General features: G+C 32.6%; 16 protein-coding genes. 5 read left to right on the top strand and 11 right to left on the bottom strand.

All coding sequences use genetic code 11. From position 1 onward, the window contains the following. The first annotated feature begins 47 nt into the window (after positions 1-47). Positions 48-1,592, top strand: a complete 1,545-nt coding sequence (locus DNC80_RS11785) for a DEAD/DEAH box helicase (protein ID WP_144890829.1) — start codon at positions 48-50, stop codon at positions 1,590-1,592. Positions 1,593-1,727: 135 nt separating this feature from the next. Beyond that, a complete protein-coding gene (locus DNC80_RS11780) occupies positions 1,728-3,071 on the top strand; it encodes a DEAD/DEAH box helicase (RefSeq protein WP_182651387.1) in 1,344 nt (447 codons plus the stop codon). A gap of 39 nt (positions 3,072-3,110) precedes the next feature. Here DNC80_RS11780 and DNC80_RS11775 read toward each other — a convergent pair whose 3' ends face one another. Both DNC80_RS11775 and DNC80_RS11770 read right to left on the bottom strand, forming a co-directional pair. After that, the gene (locus DNC80_RS11775) at positions 3,111-4,334 is read right to left on the bottom strand and encodes a multidrug effflux MFS transporter (RefSeq protein ID WP_370628754.1); all 1,224 of its coding nucleotides are present in this window, start codon (positions 4,332-4,334) and stop codon (positions 3,111-3,113) included. Positions 4,335-4,383: 49 nt separating this feature from the next. Continuing rightward, the gene (locus tag DNC80_RS11770; RefSeq protein WP_255493237.1) at positions 4,384-5,094 is read right to left on the bottom strand and encodes a sulfite exporter TauE/SafE family protein; all 711 of its coding nucleotides are present in this window, start codon (positions 5,092-5,094) and stop codon (positions 4,384-4,386) included. A 114-nt stretch (positions 5,095-5,208) separates the two neighbouring features. Here DNC80_RS11770 and DNC80_RS11765 point away from each other — a divergent pair, with 114 nt between their 5' ends. After that, positions 5,209-5,631: an Lrp/AsnC family transcriptional regulator gene (locus tag DNC80_RS11765; protein ID WP_182651385.1), complete on the top strand. Its 423-nt coding sequence runs from the start codon at positions 5,209-5,211 to the stop codon at positions 5,629-5,631. Between the two features lie 151 nt (positions 5,632-5,782). Here the strand turns inward: DNC80_RS11765 and DNC80_RS11760 are convergent, their stop codons facing one another. Then, positions 5,783-6,289, bottom strand: a complete 507-nt coding sequence (locus DNC80_RS11760) for a DUF2911 domain-containing protein (protein ID WP_182651384.1) — start codon at positions 6,287-6,289, stop codon at positions 5,783-5,785. Between the two features lie 171 nt (positions 6,290-6,460). On the opposite strand from DNC80_RS11760, the gene DNC80_RS11755 reads away from it, so the two are divergent. Then, positions 6,461-8,377: a DUF294 nucleotidyltransferase-like domain-containing protein gene (locus DNC80_RS11755; RefSeq protein ID WP_182651383.1), complete on the top strand. Its 1,917-nt coding sequence runs from the start codon at positions 6,461-6,463 to the stop codon at positions 8,375-8,377. A gap of 1 nt (position 8,378) precedes the next feature. After that, positions 8,379-8,975, top strand: coding sequence for a PolC-type DNA polymerase III (locus DNC80_RS11750; RefSeq protein WP_182651382.1), 597 nt, complete (start codon positions 8,379-8,381; stop codon positions 8,973-8,975). Positions 8,976-8,977: 2 nt separating this feature from the next. Here DNC80_RS11750 and DNC80_RS11745 read toward each other — a convergent pair whose 3' ends face one another. From DNC80_RS11745 to acs, 8 genes are all read right to left on the bottom strand, one after another. Next, positions 8,978-9,469: a 4'-phosphopantetheinyl transferase superfamily protein gene (locus DNC80_RS11745; RefSeq protein WP_182651381.1), complete on the bottom strand. Its 492-nt coding sequence runs from the start codon at positions 9,467-9,469 to the stop codon at positions 8,978-8,980. A gap of 13 nt (positions 9,470-9,482) precedes the next feature. Continuing rightward, positions 9,483-9,740 (bottom strand): acyl carrier protein, encoded by a 258-nt coding sequence (locus DNC80_RS11740; protein ID WP_144890812.1) that lies wholly within the window; start codon positions 9,738-9,740, stop codon positions 9,483-9,485. Between the two features lie 44 nt (positions 9,741-9,784). After that, on the bottom strand, positions 9,785-11,062 hold the full coding sequence (locus tag DNC80_RS11735; protein ID WP_182651380.1) for a beta-ketoacyl synthase: 1,278 nt from the start codon (positions 11,060-11,062) through the stop codon (positions 9,785-9,787). Continuing rightward, the gene (locus DNC80_RS11730; protein WP_182651379.1) at positions 11,063-11,497 is read right to left on the bottom strand and encodes a 3-hydroxyacyl-ACP dehydratase FabZ family protein; all 435 of its coding nucleotides are present in this window, start codon (positions 11,495-11,497) and stop codon (positions 11,063-11,065) included. Between the two features lie 17 nt (positions 11,498-11,514). Continuing rightward, positions 11,515-12,567, bottom strand: a complete 1,053-nt coding sequence (locus tag DNC80_RS11725) for a type III polyketide synthase (RefSeq protein ID WP_182651429.1) — start codon at positions 12,565-12,567, stop codon at positions 11,515-11,517. Further along, positions 12,564-13,274 carry a methyltransferase domain-containing protein gene (locus DNC80_RS11720; RefSeq protein WP_182651378.1) on the bottom strand — a complete coding sequence of 237 codons (711 nt, stop codon included), beginning with the start codon at positions 13,272-13,274 and terminating at the stop codon, positions 12,564-12,566. The genes DNC80_RS11725 and DNC80_RS11720 overlap by 4 nt, the downstream gene beginning before the upstream one ends. After that, positions 13,275-14,405, bottom strand: coding sequence for an NAD(P)/FAD-dependent oxidoreductase (locus DNC80_RS11715; protein WP_182651377.1), 1,131 nt, complete (start codon positions 14,403-14,405; stop codon positions 13,275-13,277). A gap of 131 nt (positions 14,406-14,536) precedes the next feature. Then, positions 14,537-16,444: an acetate--CoA ligase gene (gene acs, locus DNC80_RS11710; protein WP_182651376.1), complete on the bottom strand. Its 1,908-nt coding sequence runs from the start codon at positions 16,442-16,444 to the stop codon at positions 14,537-14,539. Between the last annotated feature and the right edge of the window lie 165 nt (positions 16,445-16,609).

The following is a 16,609-nucleotide window of genomic DNA, read 5'->3' as shown; positions in this document are numbered from 1 at the left end:
TTAAACTGTTTTTTAGGTGTATTTTTGCAAAAATCCAATAATTAGCAATGTCCCAAAACACCTTAGAAATAGAAATAGAAGACAAAAAACAACTCTACGCATACCAACAAGGCGATATTGACGCCATTTTTGAGCGTATAGATAATGCACCTCCACAACACCATTTATTATATCAGTTGCCTACTGGTGGTGGAAAAACAGTTGTTTTCTCAGAGATTGTTCGCCGTTATTTATCTCAACATGATAAGAAAGTTGTAGTCCTAACTCATAGAATTGAGTTGTGTAAGCAAACTTCAAAAATGTTGAAAGGTTTTGATGTAAAAAATAAAATCATCAACAGTAAAGTAAAAGAGTTACCAGATCAAAATGATTATTCTTGTTTTGTTGCCATGGTAGAGACTTTAAAAAACCGTATCAATGATGATAAATTACACCTAGATAACGTAGGTTTAGTTATTATTGATGAGGCGCATTACAACTCTTTTAGAAAATTATTAAGTTCTTTCAAGAATGCTTTTATACTAGGAGTAACCGCAACACCATTGAGTTCTAACATAAAATTACCCATGCACGAGAGCTATGATGAATTGATAGTAGGTGATACTATAAGTTCATTAATAGAAAATGGTTTTCTTGCAAAAGCAATTACCTATAGTTATGATGTAGGTTTGACTTCTCTTAAAGTAGGTATAAATGGAGATTATACCGTAAAATCTTCGGATGATTTGTATACCAATATGGCTATGCAAGAAAAATTATTGCATGCTTACACCGAAAAATCATTGGGCAAAAAAACCTTGATTTTCAATAATGGTATTAATACATCACTTTATGTATATGAAACCTTTAGAGAAGCTGGTTATGCCATAAGACATTTAGATAATACCAGCAGTAATGAGGAACGAAAAGACATTTTACATTGGTTCAAATATACTCCAGATGCTATTTTAACCTCAGTAGGGATTCTTACAACAGGTTTTGATGAGCCTACTGTTGAAACCATTATCTTAAATAGAGCTACTAAATCTCTAACTTTATACTATCAAATGATAGGCCGTGGATCTAGAAAATTACCTGGCAAGGACAGTTTTAATGTAATAGATTTAGGTAATAATGCAGCCCGTTTTGGACTGTGGAGTGAACCTGTAAACTGGCAACACATCTTTAAATCTCCTGAGTTTTATCTAGAAAACTTAAGAGACGACACTGAAATCGAAATGTATTTTAAATACACGATGCCACTAGATGTGCGAGCTAAATTCAGTAAAACCGAAGTTGTAACTTTTGATGTAGAAGAGGAACATAAACTTATTATAAAACTAAACTTACGTTCAAAGGAGGTTTTGGATAAATCATTAGATCAACATGCAGCTATGTGTGTTGACAATTCCGAAACGTTACAAGAAGCAAAAGCTTTAGGTAAATTATTAGACGATGATATTGAATGCCGTATCAAGCGCTATGCAAAATGTTTGAGTCAGTGCAGTAAAAATTATAGAGAATGGCTTGTAGATGATTACAAACTCAAATTGGTTCTTTTAACGGGTAAAAAATACCGAGAAAAAATCATGAATGAACCTGATGAAGATTAATTTCTTTATTAGGAGCTAATCCTGCTGTACACTGTATCTTTTGTGGTCTCAAAAAAGAGACCTCAAAAGGATGCCGTTCCCATCAGGGCTAAAATTTCATTACAAAAGAATTATTATTTTAAAATACAAAAACAAATGCAAAAACAATTCTCAGATTTAGGATTAGCAACACCCGTACTTAAAGCAATAACCGAATTGAAAATTGTTATTCCTACTGAAATTCAAGTACAAACCATTCCTTTGCTACTCGCAAATAAACACGACTTGGTAGGTATTGCAAAAACCGGTACCGGAAAAACAGCTGCATTTGGACTTCCTATTTTACAATTGATAGATACTAGTGTAGCAGCCATTCAAGCCGTAATTTTAGTGCCAACTAGAGAATTGGGGCACCAAATCTTTAAAAATTTAGAAGATTTTGCAAAATACATACCTCAAGTTTCTATAGCTGCAACTTGTGGAGGAATACCCATAAAACCGCAAATAGAAAGACTTACTTTGCCTACACACATTGTTGTAGCAACACCAGGACGACTAATCGATTTGATACAACGTAATGCCATTAACCTAAAAGAAACGAGATTCTTAGTACTCGATGAAGCGGATGAAATGGTCACGATTCTAAAAGAAAGTCTTGATGAAATTGTGGCACAATTACCTAGTTCACATAAAACATTTTTGTTTTCGGCAACTATGCCGGGTACAATTAAGCAATTGATTCAAAACTATTTGAATAAGAATGTTGTGCAAGTAAGCGCTAACATGGAAACAATAGGTAATCAAGGGATAGATCACCAATACATTGTAGTGGATCCTATTGAAAAACTAGATGTTTTAATGCATTTTCTTACTACAAAAGAGGGGGAACGCGGAATCATTTTTTGTAAAACAAAAGCAGCCGTAAACAAATTAGCCAAAAATTTAGCTATAAATAGATTTTCATCTGGTGCCTTACACGGTAGCTTGTCTCAAGGTATTCGGGATCGAATCATGGAGCAGTTTCGTGAAGGCCACATTAATATTTTAGTCGCAACAGATCTTGCAGCTAGAGGAATAGATGTAAAAGAAATTTCATATGTTGTAAATTATCATTTACCTGATGTATACGAAGCTTATGTACACCGAAGCGGTAGAACAGCAAGAGCAGGAGCAAAGGGTCTAGCCTTAACTGTGCTACAACAAGAAGAAGTTGTTGAAATTGCTGATTTTGAAAAAGAATTGGGCATCAAATTTTTACCTTTTGCTAAACCGAACAAAGCAAGTATTGAAGAAAACAATACGTTCTTGTGGGCCAAGCAAATTTTTAAGACCAAACCCAATCACGAGGTTGCAGCTGAATTAAAAGAAAAAATAAAAACGGTTTTCCATCATTTAACCAAGGACGAGTTAATTGAAAAACTAATAGCAAATCAAGTGCTACAAACTAAAAATGAAGCACAACAAAAATTAGAAAAACCTATCAAAAAACTAAAAAAGTAGGTTTTCTACAAAAAAAGATACAACTAGTACTCCCTCAATTTAAACAGAGGGTGTACTAGTTTTTTTTATTCTTTTTTTGCCTAAAATCAAGATTATTAGTGCAATTATGGTAGAAGTGGTTAAGATAAAAACCATAGGCAAAATGGAATTCTTAACAAATAAACCTACCGCAAACGATGCCACCGCACCCAAACCTAACTGAATGGCGCCCATTAATGCAGAGGCACTTCCAGCATTTTTTTCAAAAGGAGCAAGAGTCAGTCCCGCAGTATTTGGATTAGAGATTCCTAAACAGGCCAAGAATACAAAAAGCATGGCTATGGTTTCATACAATCCTAGCAAATTATTTACAGCCAATATTAAAAAGACTATACTAATAATGGATTGTATTATTAATGCACCTACAATCATTTGTTCACTTCTAAATTTTCTTAACAATAAAGAATTTAACTGACTTGCACTAATAAAGCTTAAAGACATAAAAGCAAATATCCAACCATACGTTTTTGCATCTACCTTATAAATGTCCATAAAAATAATAGGAGAGGCAGCCACATAAGTAAACAACCCAGAGAAAGCAATTGCTCCAGCAAACGCATAGGTATAAAATTGCGGTACCTTAAGTATTGAGATAAATCCGCTAACAATTGGTTTAGGTTTTAAGGAAATTGATGTGTCAGGTACATAAGTATTAGGTAAACCTATTTGTGCAGCTAGTAAAATTAAAATCCCCATACACATCAAAATAAAAAATACGGTATGCCATCCAAAATCTTCTGTGATATAACCGCCTATAGTAGGAGCTAGCATTGGCGAAAGCCCTACCACTAACATTAACAGTGAAAACACTTTAGGAATATCTTTTACTGGAAACAAATCCCTTACCATAGATACAGACGCCACCGTAGCAGCACAACTACCTATGGCTTGAATAAATCGTAAACCAATAAAAGTATCAATATCTGTAACAAATACGCAGCCTAATGAAGCCAAAATATAAACCAACATTCCTATGAATAATGGCTTTTTTCGACCAAAACGGTCCAATAATGGCCCATATAATAGTTGACCTGCTGATATTCCTATAAAATAACTGGATAATGTCAAGGAAACATTGGCCACAGTGGTATTCAAATCTTTTGCAATACCCGCAAATCCGGGTAGGTACATGTCAATTGAAAAAGGACCAAGGGCTGTTAAAGATCCTAGAATAAGTATTAATTTGATGTATTGTGAACGAGACATTACATTTTGTACCTTCATATTTTATTTTTTGCAAAAGTAGCCAATATAAATGGGATGCTACGGTTGTTTATTTTTTTAAAAGCAAAACAAATCCAGATACAAATAAGAGCGAAAGCATGATTTTTTTTAACATAGTATCATTCAAAAAAAGATATACCTTTTTTCCCAATACTAAAGCCAAAATAAAAAAAGGCAATACATAAAGAGAGTTATACAGTTGTTGCCATGTTAATATTCCTTCAAAAGCAAGAACAGGAATTCTAAATAACGTAATTAAACCAAGAACCCCAAACATTGTTGCTCTCATAATCTTCACATCCGAAGTTTCGTTTTTAACGATGATCAAATATAGTGGTCCACCAGTGGAGAAAAGTCCTGAAAAAAAACCTCCTAAAAAGCCAAAGAGAAACTTCATTTTAGAAAATAATTTGATTTCTTTAGCACTACGCAAACTATTTAATACAAACAAAATAATGAAAATTCCTAAAGCTTTTTTTAATATTATCGGTTGTCCGTAGGCTAAGACAACAATGCCTACAAGCAAACCAAAAAAGGAGGAAACAGCTAATTTTTTTAATAAATCTAAATTAATGTTGTGCCACTCTTTATAAACATGAATAGGAGTAGAAATCATGTAAAAAATAGATAAATATCCCACAGCGTCTGGCAATGGCATGGCAAATAATAAAAAAGGCAATGCAATTAGAGCGCCAGCAAATCCAGTAATTGTTTGAACAAAAAAACCTGTAAAAATCCCAAGTGAAAGTAAAATCATCATCGTATCCATTTTGCAAAATTAAAGGATGAATAACAGTATCAAAAATGTTTTAAATGGTAAAAAAGTTAAAAAACACATTTTTAAATCGTAATTTTGTCATTTAAAAACTTTTTTATGGTTGACGCATTGGATTTAAAAATTATTGAATGTCTAAAAGAAAATGCACGATATTCATTTGTAGAAATTGGCAAGCAAGTAGAACTTTCGCCATCTGCAGTTAGAGAGCGAATCCAAAAACTAGAAGATTTGGAGGTTATTAAAGGATATCGAGTAAGATTAGACAATACAAAATTAGGATTCGGACTTGAAGTTTTCATCATGTTTAAATTATACAGCGGCAAATTGAATGTTTTTTGTGAAAATTTAGATCAATTCCCAGAGATTTTTGAAATTCACAGAATTACAGGAACTCACAATATTTTTATGAAAGTAATTTTAAATAACCAGTTGCATTTACAAAAATATATCGATCGATTACTGGTTTATGGTGAACCAACAACTCATTTAATATTGTCTAATCTAAAAGATGATATTTAGTAATTGGCTATTTTTTTTAGATATATATATTATGAACTATAATTTATATTATGTAAAATAGAAAAAGTCGAAATAAAAAAAACACTGCTTTTGACAATGTTTTTTTTGATTAAAGAAATACTATCTTATTGAATTTAATGAGTCTCTAAACTTACTTAATTTGTATTGGTATATACCAATGATCCCATTTCAAACTTAAAATATTTGCGTTAATTTGATAAGTAAGTTTTTCGGTAATAGGTCTTACAACTTGCGTTTTTACTACAACTCGCAACTGATCATCTTCTTGTTTGTATTTATAAGCACCCCATTGTTTGGCTACTTTATTAAAAATAATTGTACATTCTTTTTCATTTGGAATAATAAAAAAGGAATACTTTCCAGCTGGCAGTTTAGAACCTTCCACAGTTATATCTTTATCTGTTTCAAATGTGGTTGCATCATTTGCACCAGCACGCCAAATTTTGTCAAATGGCACTAATTCGCCCCAAATTTTTCTACCATTCATAGATGGACTTCCGTAGTCAACAGTTATTGTGGCATCTTTAATCTTACCTGTGATTGTTTCTTTACTACTTGTAGGCTTACTTTGAGCTCCCATTACATTTACTACTAGTAATGCAACCACTGCCAAACCAGTCTTGATAATTGATTTCATAATTTTTATTTATTAGTTACTGTATAAAATTAAAAAAACTGTGCAACAAACTTATAAACACAGTCTTATTTTATGAAAAAATTAAGGAATGTATAATTTAATGGTAAACCATTTACAAAGCTATTATATCTGTCTATTATTTGCTATTTTTACACTAGAAAAATAAACATTATGAATTCTATTGCTGAGCAAATTGCAGACTTTTTGAGTGATTACGCGCCTTTTAATTATTTAGCGTTTGAAGAACTTTCACAAATAGCTAGTGATGTAAAAGTTGTTGTTTTAGAAAAAAATCAAACTTTATTTCAAATAAATGATGTTCTTCATGACAGTTTTTATGTAGTATCATCTGGTATAATCAATTTGTCTGTGATCTCTGATTCTGAGGAGACTTTATTGAACAAATGTGCTGCAGGTGATATTTTTGGTTTAAGACCTTTTTTTGCCAAAAATAATTATATGATGACGGCTAAGTCCCGAGAAGAAACTATTGTTTATGCTATTCCTATTGCTTCGTTTAGGCCTTTTGTAGCTAACAATCCGGATGTATTGAATTTTTTACTGGAAAGTTTTGCAATAAATACTAGAAATCCAAAAGACAAGGAAAATTTAATAGGAAAGTTGATATCTGACAATGTTTTTTATTCTGATCAGCAGTCTGAGATGCAGTATTTTCAGTCCTTAACCTATAATTTAAATCCCTTAAAGACTACATTGTATTCTAGTGTTCAAGATGTAGCACAGCAAATGACTGCTTCTTTAACAAACAATATATTAATCTGTGAAAATGATTTTCCAGTCGGTATTGTTACTGATACTGATATGAGAACAAAGATTGCTACTGGAAGATTTCCCATTACAGTAACTGTTGATAAAATCATGTCCTCACCCGTAGTTACTGTTCTTGAAAATGTTTCATTAGCCGAGGCGCAATTATTAATGCTTAAAAATAATGTAACGCACCTATGTGTAACATTAGATGGAACGGATAAATCACTAGTTAAAGGAATTATAAGTGAGTACGACTTGATTGTTGCACAAGCCAATAGCCCTGGAGTACTGGTTAAAGAAATTAAACGCAGCCAAACTGCAAAAGAACTCAAACAAATAAGAGATAGAGTTGCTGATTTGATACAGACATCCATTTCTAAAAACGTTCCCCTATCTCATGTTTTTAATATTACAAGCGAAATTAATTTGGCATTGTTAAAACGCACTGTTGAATTGTCAATATTAGATTTAGGCTCCCCTCCTGCTCGTTTCGCTTGGTTAAGCATAGGTAGTCAAGGTAGAAAAGAACAATTATTATTTACAGATCAAGACAGTATTTTAATATTTGAAGATGTAGCAGCAGAAAAGTATCGTGATGTAAAAGATTATTTTTTGAAATTAGGAAAAAAGACAACTGCTACACTTGAAAAAATAGGATTTTCATCCTGTCCTAATGGTCATATGGGAAGTAATATGCAATGGTGTAAGTCATTGACTGATTGGATTAAACAATACGATAACTGGATGAATACTCCAGGTGAAAATAGTTCAGACTTAAGTAGTATATTTTTTGATTATGAAATCATTTTTGGCGAGCAAAAAATAGAGGATGCAATTACTGATGTCATTTTTAAAAATGTTATGAAGAGTACACTTTTCTTTGATTTCTTAGGTAATGATGCTCTTAGAAATAATTCACCATTAACGTTCTTCAAAAAATTTAATGTTGAAGAAGAAGGTGAACATAAAGATAAATTTGATATTAAAACACGTGCTCTTATGCCATTAATTGATGGAGCCAGATTGTTTTGTATGTCCTTTGAAGTAAAGGGAATTAATAATACTTTTCAAAGATTCAAGCAGTTATCTATTACAGATCCTAAGCATGCTGAAATCTATTTAAACTGTGCCGAAGCGTTTCTTACATTATCAAAATTTAGAACTTTAGAAGGGCTGAAAAACGATAATGATGGTCAATATATTAATCTTGAGGAATTATCTAAAAATGACAAAGAGAAATTAAAAAATGCTCTAGCGCCAATGCGAGATTTAGAAGAGCTAATTAAAAGTAAATTTCAACTTACACAATTTTCATAGTATGTTAGATTGGTTAAAAAATATTAATAAAGAATATCCTGATTTTTGGAAAGCTTATACAGCTAAGTTTGAGAAAAAGTCCTCCAGATTTGTAGTTTTTTCTACTGAAACAACGGGTTTAAATCCTAAAAACGATGTGATTTTGTCCATTGGTTCTTTTTCTGTAGTTAATAATTCCATTGTAATAGGAGATAATTTTGAAGCTGTATTAACACAGTATAAGTACTTTCATGACAATGGTTTAACAAATGAGTTTTTGGTTGAAAGTAAATTAAAAAAAATAAGTGAACCAGAAGCTTTAAAGTCTTTTTTGGAATACATAGGTAACTCAATATTAGTAGGACATCATGTTGATTTTGATGTTGATATTATTAATGAATCCCTTGAACGAATGGATTGTGGAAGGTTGAAAAATGAAGCATTAGATATTGATGTCATGCATAGAAAGCTTCAAGATATTACAGATAAAGAAAGTCCGCTTGATGAACTTTGTGAGTTTTATAAAATTCCAGTAAGTGACCGTAATTCAGCAGCAAACGATGCTTATAAAACGGCGCTGTTGTTTTTAAAATTAAAATCTAGATTGAGAATTAAATAATTTTATTCAATCAACTGTATTCCTTTCCAATATTTACCATGATGCGTTATAGAAATGGGTTTTTCTAGCATTGAATTAGAATCTATTTTGAAGGGAATACCATTCTTTTTTAAAATTTCAATACTAGGATTAATACTTTTGATCCTTCTAAAATGCTCCTTATTTGCAACAGCAATAGTGTAAATTGTATTATTTTTAATTGTGCTTTGGGTAAAATAGCATCGCCCCTTTATTAAAACGCTTCCTAAAATGGCATCTTGGTAAACACATTCTAGTTGTAAAGGAAAAAATCCTCTTATTCCTGTTTCCCTATTATAAATTTTATAGGCAGCTTCTTTTCTAGACCATAAATTCCAGACCATTACGTCTGGAAATTCAGTTGATGCTATTAACTTTTGTTCGGTTATTGTAAATATTTTTTCTAAAAAACCTTTGCGCTTCCAATTGCTTTCTTTTGAAGCCAAATCTAAATCTACGATATCATTCCCTATCATTTTGGAGGTCGGATTACATCTTTTCAGATAATTTAGTTTCAATAATTTCTAAAGCTGCTTTTACGTTGATCATACGTTCCATAGCTTCATTATCAATAATGATGTCATATTTTTCTTCAATGTCCAAAATAACATCTACTAAATTAGCGGAGTTGATTTTTAAATCATTTATAAAATCGGTGTCTTCGGTAAGTGTGTCAAATGCTTCTTGATTTGCGATATATGGTTTAACGATATTCTTTAATTCTGCAATGGTTTGTTCTTTATTCATAAGTAGTATTTTAATAAATGTAATGTTTTTTTGTTTTGCTGCTATTAGTCCTGCTTGTATTTTTTGAAAATCACACATCCATTTACATCTCCAAAGCCAAAACTAGCTTTTGCAATTATATTTAATTCCATTTCAATAGCTTGCTGTGGTATTCTTGTTTGGTCAATTAATGCTGTGATTTCTGGATGTAAATCGGGACAATTAGTATTCGGAAAAATAAATCCGTGATATAATTGTAAGATGGATGCTACACTTTCGATGCTTCCGGCACCTGATAAACAATGGCCTACCATAGATTTTAAGGAGTTGATATATGGGAAATCTATACCATTTCGATCTAAAGCTTCACTCCAATTCTGAATTTCTAAACTATCTTTGGAAGTTGCTGTGAGATGTCCGTTGATAGCATCAATCTCGCTAGCTGTGATTTCGGCATTTTTTAAAGCTGTAGTAATGCATTTTTGTACTGCAACAGGATTGGGTGCTGTCATTGTACCAAGGCCGCGCTGACCGCCAGAATTAACATGGCCACCTAAAACTTCGGCATAAATTTTAGCGCCGCGAGCTATGGCGGTTTCCAAATCTTCCAAAACCAAAGCTCCTGCTCCACTTCCAGGAACAAATCCTGAAGCACTTTCTGACATTGGCCTTGAGCCGTGTTCTGGATCTTGATTGTGCTTAAAAGTACACACTTTCATAGCGTCAAAACCACCCCAAATATATGGTCCTGAATCACTTGTACTTCCTGCTAAAATACGTTTGGATTGACCTGATTTTATGCGGTCATAAGCCATTAAAATGCTTTCTGTACCCGTTGTGCAGGCAGAGGAATTTGTAGTGACTTGATTACCTAAACCTAATTTACCTCCTAAATACGCGCTTACGCCACTATTCATAGTTTGCGCTACGGCAGTACTACCCAAACGACGCGTTTGAAAATCGTCAATTTTATAGATGCTTTCACGAAATTTATCAATTCCAGAGGTTCCTGTTCCGAAAATAGTTCCGCTATCCCAATCTGGTTCTTCATTTATATCTAAAGGTAATCCGGCATCTTTCCATGCGTCAATACCCGCTATTACACCATACAAAATTCCAGATGAATTGAAATTTCTTAATTCTAGTTCTGAAAAATAATTCAATGCTAATTCATTAGAAATCTCCGGTTTTCCCGCTATTTGACAAGAAAATTGCAGTCTTTCCAACTCTGGATCATGTCTAATTCCTGAAATTCCGTTTTTGATGGCATGAGTAAACGCATCAAGTCCAACCCCATTTGGAGCAACAACACCTAGACCCGTAATAACAACTCTTTTTTTCATTTATTTAGAAATTATCATTCCTGCAATTATTCCTGTACAAACCTCTTCACCTTTTTCATTTTTCATGATGACTTTACATTTTAATTTACCGAATCTAAAATAAATTTTCTCGGAAAAAACGGTCACTTTTTCTTTAGGAAAAACAGGTTTTAAAAATTCAATATCTGTTGATGTTAAAGCAATTGCAATATTTTTATTTAAGCTTTCATTTAATAATAATATACCTAAACATACTAGACCAATTTGGGCCATCACCTCTGTTAGTATTACTCCTGGTGTCACTGGATTGTCTTTAAAATGTCCGCTATAAAAGTCAAGATTTTCATCAAAAATATAGGTTCCTTCCACTCCATTTTCGTCGATTGAAATTATTTCATCTACAAATAGAAACGGTTTAGAATACGGTAGCTTAGATATGATTTCTTGGTTTGTCATTGTTTTAAAATAGTAATTTAAAATTGTAACAAAACTCTTTGGGCAGAAAATCCTGGACCAAAACTCAACATTAAACCCTTTTCCCCTTTTTTAGGTTGATTGTCCATTATTCGTTCTAAAACATATAAAACCGTTGCACTAGACATGTTTCCGTACAATCGTAAAACCTCTTTGGTATCGTCTATATTTTTACCCAAACTTGAAAACAAACTTTCTACCGTTTGTACTATTTTCTTTCCTCCTGGATGAAAAATCAAATGATCGATATCTTCCATTTTTAAATTATTTTTTTCTAAAAAAGGATGAATAATATCAGGGAAATGCGAAGCAATCGTTTCGGGAACTTCAATATCCAAGACCATTTGCAATCCAGAATTCGTTAATTTGAAGCCCATCATGTGTATGTTGTCATAAAAATGATACATCTCTTCAGCTAGAATTTCTGGACCTTCATCGTCCTCATGAGAAGATAATAAAACGCAAGCTGCTCCGTCACCAAAAATGGCGGCACTCACAATATTGGCCATAGAAAAATCATCCAATTGAAATGTGGCTGTTGGACTTTCAACTGCAATTACAGCAGCACGTTTTCCAGGATTGGCCTGCAAAAAGTTTTTTGCATAAATAATTCCTGAAATTCCTGCAGCACAACCCATCTCTGTAACGGGAAGCCTCACAATATCTTGACGCAATTGTAACTTGTTGATTAAATATGCATCTAGAGATGGTATCATAATTCCAGTGCAACTTACTGTGATAATGTAATCTAAATCTTCAGGGTTCCAACTGGCTTTTTCTAACGCTTTTTCTAATACTTTTTCGCCTAAATCAATTACTTCACGTACATAGATGTCGTTTCTTTCTTCAAAAGAAGTTTTGGTAAACACTTCAATTGGATCCATGATAGAATATCGCTTATCAACAGCAGCTCCCTCAAAAATTTTCTTTACTTTCCTGATAAATCGCTCATTTTGTCCTGTCAACCAAGTGTCCAAAAAAGGAATAATTTCAGCAGTTGATCTTGAATATTTAGGTAGCTGTTTGGCGACTGTTTTGATTTTTACACTCATATTTTCGAAATTATCCATTGGTAGCGAAAAGCCCATTTCCAATGAATTTTATAGTTTTTAAAATTTAATTTTTTAGAAAAATGAATCAGTTCTTCTTTTTTAAAACCTCTTAAAATAGAAGTCAAGCCATCCTCTCTGGACATATCATTCAATTGAAACACAAAACATAACCCTTGAAATAAGCGGTAAGCAATTGGACTTCGATGTAGATCATTAATTACAATTCCTATCGAGGAATTCGTATGGAAAACTTTTAATAAATCTTCAATTTCATGGTTTTTGAAATGATGTAATGTTAAGGTACACAAGATAATATCGTATTTTAATTCCTTAAAAGAATCCTTAAAAATATCTTCACACCGATAACTAATGTTCGTATATTTTTCGGATAATTGTATTGCATGAGAAATTGTAAAATTGTTAGCATCAATCCCTATCAACTTAAAATTTAGATTATTATTGATACCAAAATCAGCTAAAGTTCGCAGCATATCACCATTTCCACAACCTACGTCAACAATTACAATTTCTTCTTTTTTAGATAGTTGAATAAGTTCTTTTACTCCTCTTAAAGTCAACTGATTTCCACCTAATAGCTGATTGATTTTTGCTATTTTGTCTAAAGCATCTCGTAAAATTTCGCCCTCTAAGGCAAAATCATCCATTATTTCTGGTTTATCAGTTCTGTACTTAGTATTTAATGCCATTTAAAATTGTAAAAGGATTGGTTTTCCGTGTGTTTTTTTAATAATTTTAGGTAATAAAAAAGGAAATATACTTAATAAACGCATTAATACCCCTGAAAGTTTTTGCTTTTGCAAAATATTTGATAAAAACCGACCCATTTTAAGTCGTTCTTTAAAGTTAAAATTCCATTCCTGTATGTATTTTTCTTCTAATTCTTCTCGAGATTTGATTTCATTGCTGTAGTATTCATGAATTAACTCCGAAACAATTTTAGCACTATGAATTGCCATTGCCATTCCGTTGCCGCATAAAGGATGAATAAGTCCTGCAGTATCTCCAATCATTAAAATATGATTCTCAACAGCTTGTTTTTTTTCAAAAGATACTTGGCTTATTGTTAAAGGTTTTTCATAAAGCATTTTTGTTTTATTGAAAATGACGTTCAAATGAGGGTTTTGCGCTAGAACATTACTTTGAAACTCTTCAATATTTTTATATTGTTTAAATGTTTCATAATCTGCTAGATAGCAAATATTAATAATATCGTTTTCCACTTTAGAAACACCACAATATCCTCCCTTGAAATTATGAAGGCCTACTAAATCATTAGGAAAATCACCCGTGTAGTGGGCCTTAACTGCAAGCCAATGGGACTTTTTAGTTATGAAATTACGGTTCATTTTTTGGTCAATATTCGAACGTTTGCCAAAAGCACCAATAACAATTTCAGATTTTAAAATGTTGTTATTAAGTGTAGTAACATTAAATTCATTGTTTGAATAGACAATTTTCTCTACAGTATCTTGTAAAAAGGTACAACCATTTTTGATTGCTATTTGATACAAATTGTAATCCAATGCAAAACGACTAATGCCAAAACCTCCAAGTGGTAGATTGCTTTTAATAGTTTTTCTACTTGATGTTGAAAATTCAAGATGAGTAATGTGCGTAGGATTTAAATGAGATAGGTCAAGACCAAGCCAGTTGAAATAAGGTAAAACTTCGTTAGAAATATATTCTCCACAAACTTTATGTTTTGGAAAACTATTTTTTTCAATAACCGTTACTTGAAGTCCAATTTTAGACAAATGAATTGCAGCAGTCAAACCTGCTAAACCACCACCAATAATAAGTACTTCTTTGTCTTTCATCTGGAAGTAAATTTATGGATAAGTTTATTACCATTTGCTATATAAAACTTAAAAAAACTTACATAATTATGGTCTAAAAAAATAGAGCAACAAAAAAAAGCCGCTTTAAAATAAAACGGCTCTTATTGTAATTAAACTTTTCCTTCTTTAATTTCCTCAACAATTTCAGGATTTAATAAGGTTGTAATGTCACCAAAGTTAGAATAATCTCCTTCGGCAATTTTTCTTAAAATTCGCCTCATAATTTTTCCAGAACGCGTTTTTGGTAAACCAGAAACAAATTGAATTTTATCCAACTTAGCAATAGGTCCAATATGATCTGAAATATGTTGGTTGATTTCCTTAGTTAAGTTCTCCTTATTACGGGTTTCACCTGTTTCCTTTAGGATAACAAAACCGTACAAAGCATTCCCTTTGATATCATGAGGAAAACCTACAATAGCTGATTCAGCAACAGCTGGGTGTTCATTGATAGCATCTTCAATAGGAGCTGTTCCTAAATTATGACCAGAAACAATCACGACATCATCTACGCGACCTGTAATTCTATAATATCCTACTTCATCTCGTAAGGCTCCATCACCGGTGAAAAATTTACCTGGAAAAGCTGAAAAATACGTGTCTTTATAACGCTGATGATCACCCCAAATTGTTCTCGCAATTCCTGGCCATGGAAACTTGATACACAAACTACCTACTACTTGATTTCCTTCAATTTCATTTCGTTTTTCATCCATCAAAACAGCTTGCACTCCCGGAAGTGGTAAGGTTGCATAAGTAGGTTTTGTAGGAGTTACAAAGGCAATTGGAGCAATCATAATTCCTCCCGTTTCTGTTTGCCACCAAGTGTCTACAACTGGACATCTTTTGTCCCCAACATGGTCATTGTACCAGTGCCAAGCTTCTTCATTAATAGGTTCTCCTACAGATCCAATAACTTTGAGTGATTTTAAAGGATATTTTTGTACAAATTCTATATTCTCTTTCGCCAAAGAACGAATGGCAGTTGGAGCGGTATAAAATTGAGTGATTTTATGTTTTTCGATTACATCCCAAAAGCGACTAAAGTCAGGATAAGACGGAACACCTTCAAAAATTACAGTTGTAGCCCCATTTAAAAGTGGTCCATAAAGAATGTACGAGTGACCAGTAATCCAACCGATATCAGCTGTACACCAGAACACATCACTTTCTTCGTAATTAAAAACATTTTTGAAAGTATACGCCGTGTACACCATGTAACCCGCTGTGGTATGCACCATTCCCTTTGGTTTTCCAGTAGAACCAGAAGTGTATAAAATGAATAAAGGATCTTCAGCATCCATTATTTCTGCAACATTATTATCCGAAGCTTCATCTAAAAGAGGTTGTAACCATTGGTCACGACTATCTTGCATGTTGATTTCAGTATGTATTCTTTTGGCAACTAAAACTTTTTCAACCGATGAACACTTTTCTAAAGCTTCATCAATTATACTTTTCAGATCTATTGTTTTGTTTCCTCTAAAACCACCATCAGCTGTAATTACCATTTTGCAAGAACTATCATTAATTCGACTGGCTACTGCCGATGCTGAAAAACCAGCAAAAACTACCGAGTGGATGGCTCCTATTCTGGCACATGCCAACACAGAAACTGCCAATTCTGGAATCATAGGTAAATAAATGCAAACTCTATCCCCTTTTTTAATTCCTTGTTCACGCAAGACATTTGCCATTTTACAAACACGTTGGTGCAAATCATTATAAGTGATATGCAGAGCTTCTTCATCTGGATTATTTGGTTCAAAAATAATAGCGGTTTTTTCGCCTCTTTTTGCTAAATGTCTATCAATGCAATTTTTGACAATATTCACTTTGGCTTCAGTAAACCATTTGATTTCGGCCTCGGCCATATTAAATTCAACTACCTTGTCCCACTGTTGGTACCAGGTGAAATTTTCCTCTGCTATTTTTCCCCAAAATTTTCTAGGTTCACGAACTGATTTATTATAATGCTTGAAGTATTGTTCTAGATTGTCAATTTTGTAGTAACTCATAGTGTAATTTTTTATAAAAGTATTAAATCTGTGCCTATTGAGAAAATTATTTAAATTTAAAGTAAATAGACAGCATACAAAAGGCGTGAAAGAGCGATCTTTCACGCCTTATTGAAAACAAAAATATATAAAAACAATTAAAATTTTGTCGTCAAAATCTTGTTC

This window comes from Flavobacterium sp. SOK18b (assembly GCF_014156605.1).
GTDB classification, from domain to species: domain Bacteria; phylum Bacteroidota; class Bacteroidia; order Flavobacteriales; family Flavobacteriaceae; genus Flavobacterium; species Flavobacterium tiangeerense.
Note: the sequence above shows the minus strand (reverse complement) of the source record. Positions and strands in the feature narration are given on the sequence as shown.

Bases quoted from the DNA above. Each gene is read 5' to 3' on its own strand.
- DNC80_RS11785 (WP_144890829.1), top strand. From the start codon at position 48: ATGTCCCAAAACACCTTAGAAATAGAAATAGAAGACAAAAAACAACTC.
- DNC80_RS11780 (WP_182651387.1), top strand. From the start codon at position 1,728: ATGCAAAAACAATTCTCAGATTTAGGATTAGCAACACCCGTACTTAAA.
- DNC80_RS11775 (WP_370628754.1), bottom strand. From the start codon at position 4,334: ATGAAGGTACAAAATGTAATGTCTCGTTCACAATACATCAAATTAATA.
- DNC80_RS11770 (WP_255493237.1), bottom strand. From the start codon at position 5,094: ATGATGATTTTACTTTCACTTGGGATTTTTACAGGTTTTTTTGTTCAA.
- DNC80_RS11765 (WP_182651385.1), top strand. From the start codon at position 5,209: ATGGTTGACGCATTGGATTTAAAAATTATTGAATGTCTAAAAGAAAAT.
- DNC80_RS11760 (WP_182651384.1), bottom strand. From the start codon at position 6,289: ATGAAATCAATTATCAAGACTGGTTTGGCAGTGGTTGCATTACTAGTA.
- DNC80_RS11755 (WP_182651383.1), top strand. From the start codon at position 6,461: ATGAATTCTATTGCTGAGCAAATTGCAGACTTTTTGAGTGATTACGCG.
- DNC80_RS11750 (WP_182651382.1), top strand. From the start codon at position 8,379: ATGTTAGATTGGTTAAAAAATATTAATAAAGAATATCCTGATTTTTGG.
- DNC80_RS11745 (WP_182651381.1), bottom strand. From the start codon at position 9,469: ATGATAGGGAATGATATCGTAGATTTAGATTTGGCTTCAAAAGAAAGC.
- DNC80_RS11740 (WP_144890812.1), bottom strand. From the start codon at position 9,740: ATGAATAAAGAACAAACCATTGCAGAATTAAAGAATATCGTTAAACCA.
- DNC80_RS11735 (WP_182651380.1), bottom strand. From the start codon at position 11,062: ATGAAAAAAAGAGTTGTTATTACGGGTCTAGGTGTTGTTGCTCCAAAT.
- DNC80_RS11730 (WP_182651379.1), bottom strand. From the start codon at position 11,497: ATGACAAACCAAGAAATCATATCTAAGCTACCGTATTCTAAACCGTTT.
- DNC80_RS11725 (WP_182651429.1), bottom strand. From the start codon at position 12,567: ATGAGTGTAAAAATCAAAACAGTCGCCAAACAGCTACCTAAATATTCA.
- DNC80_RS11720 (WP_182651378.1), bottom strand. From the start codon at position 13,274: ATGGCATTAAATACTAAGTACAGAACTGATAAACCAGAAATAATGGAT.
- DNC80_RS11715 (WP_182651377.1), bottom strand. From the start codon at position 14,405: ATGAAAGACAAAGAAGTACTTATTATTGGTGGTGGTTTAGCAGGTTTG.
- acs (WP_182651376.1), bottom strand. From the start codon at position 16,444: ATGAGTTACTACAAAATTGACAATCTAGAACAATACTTCAAGCATTAT.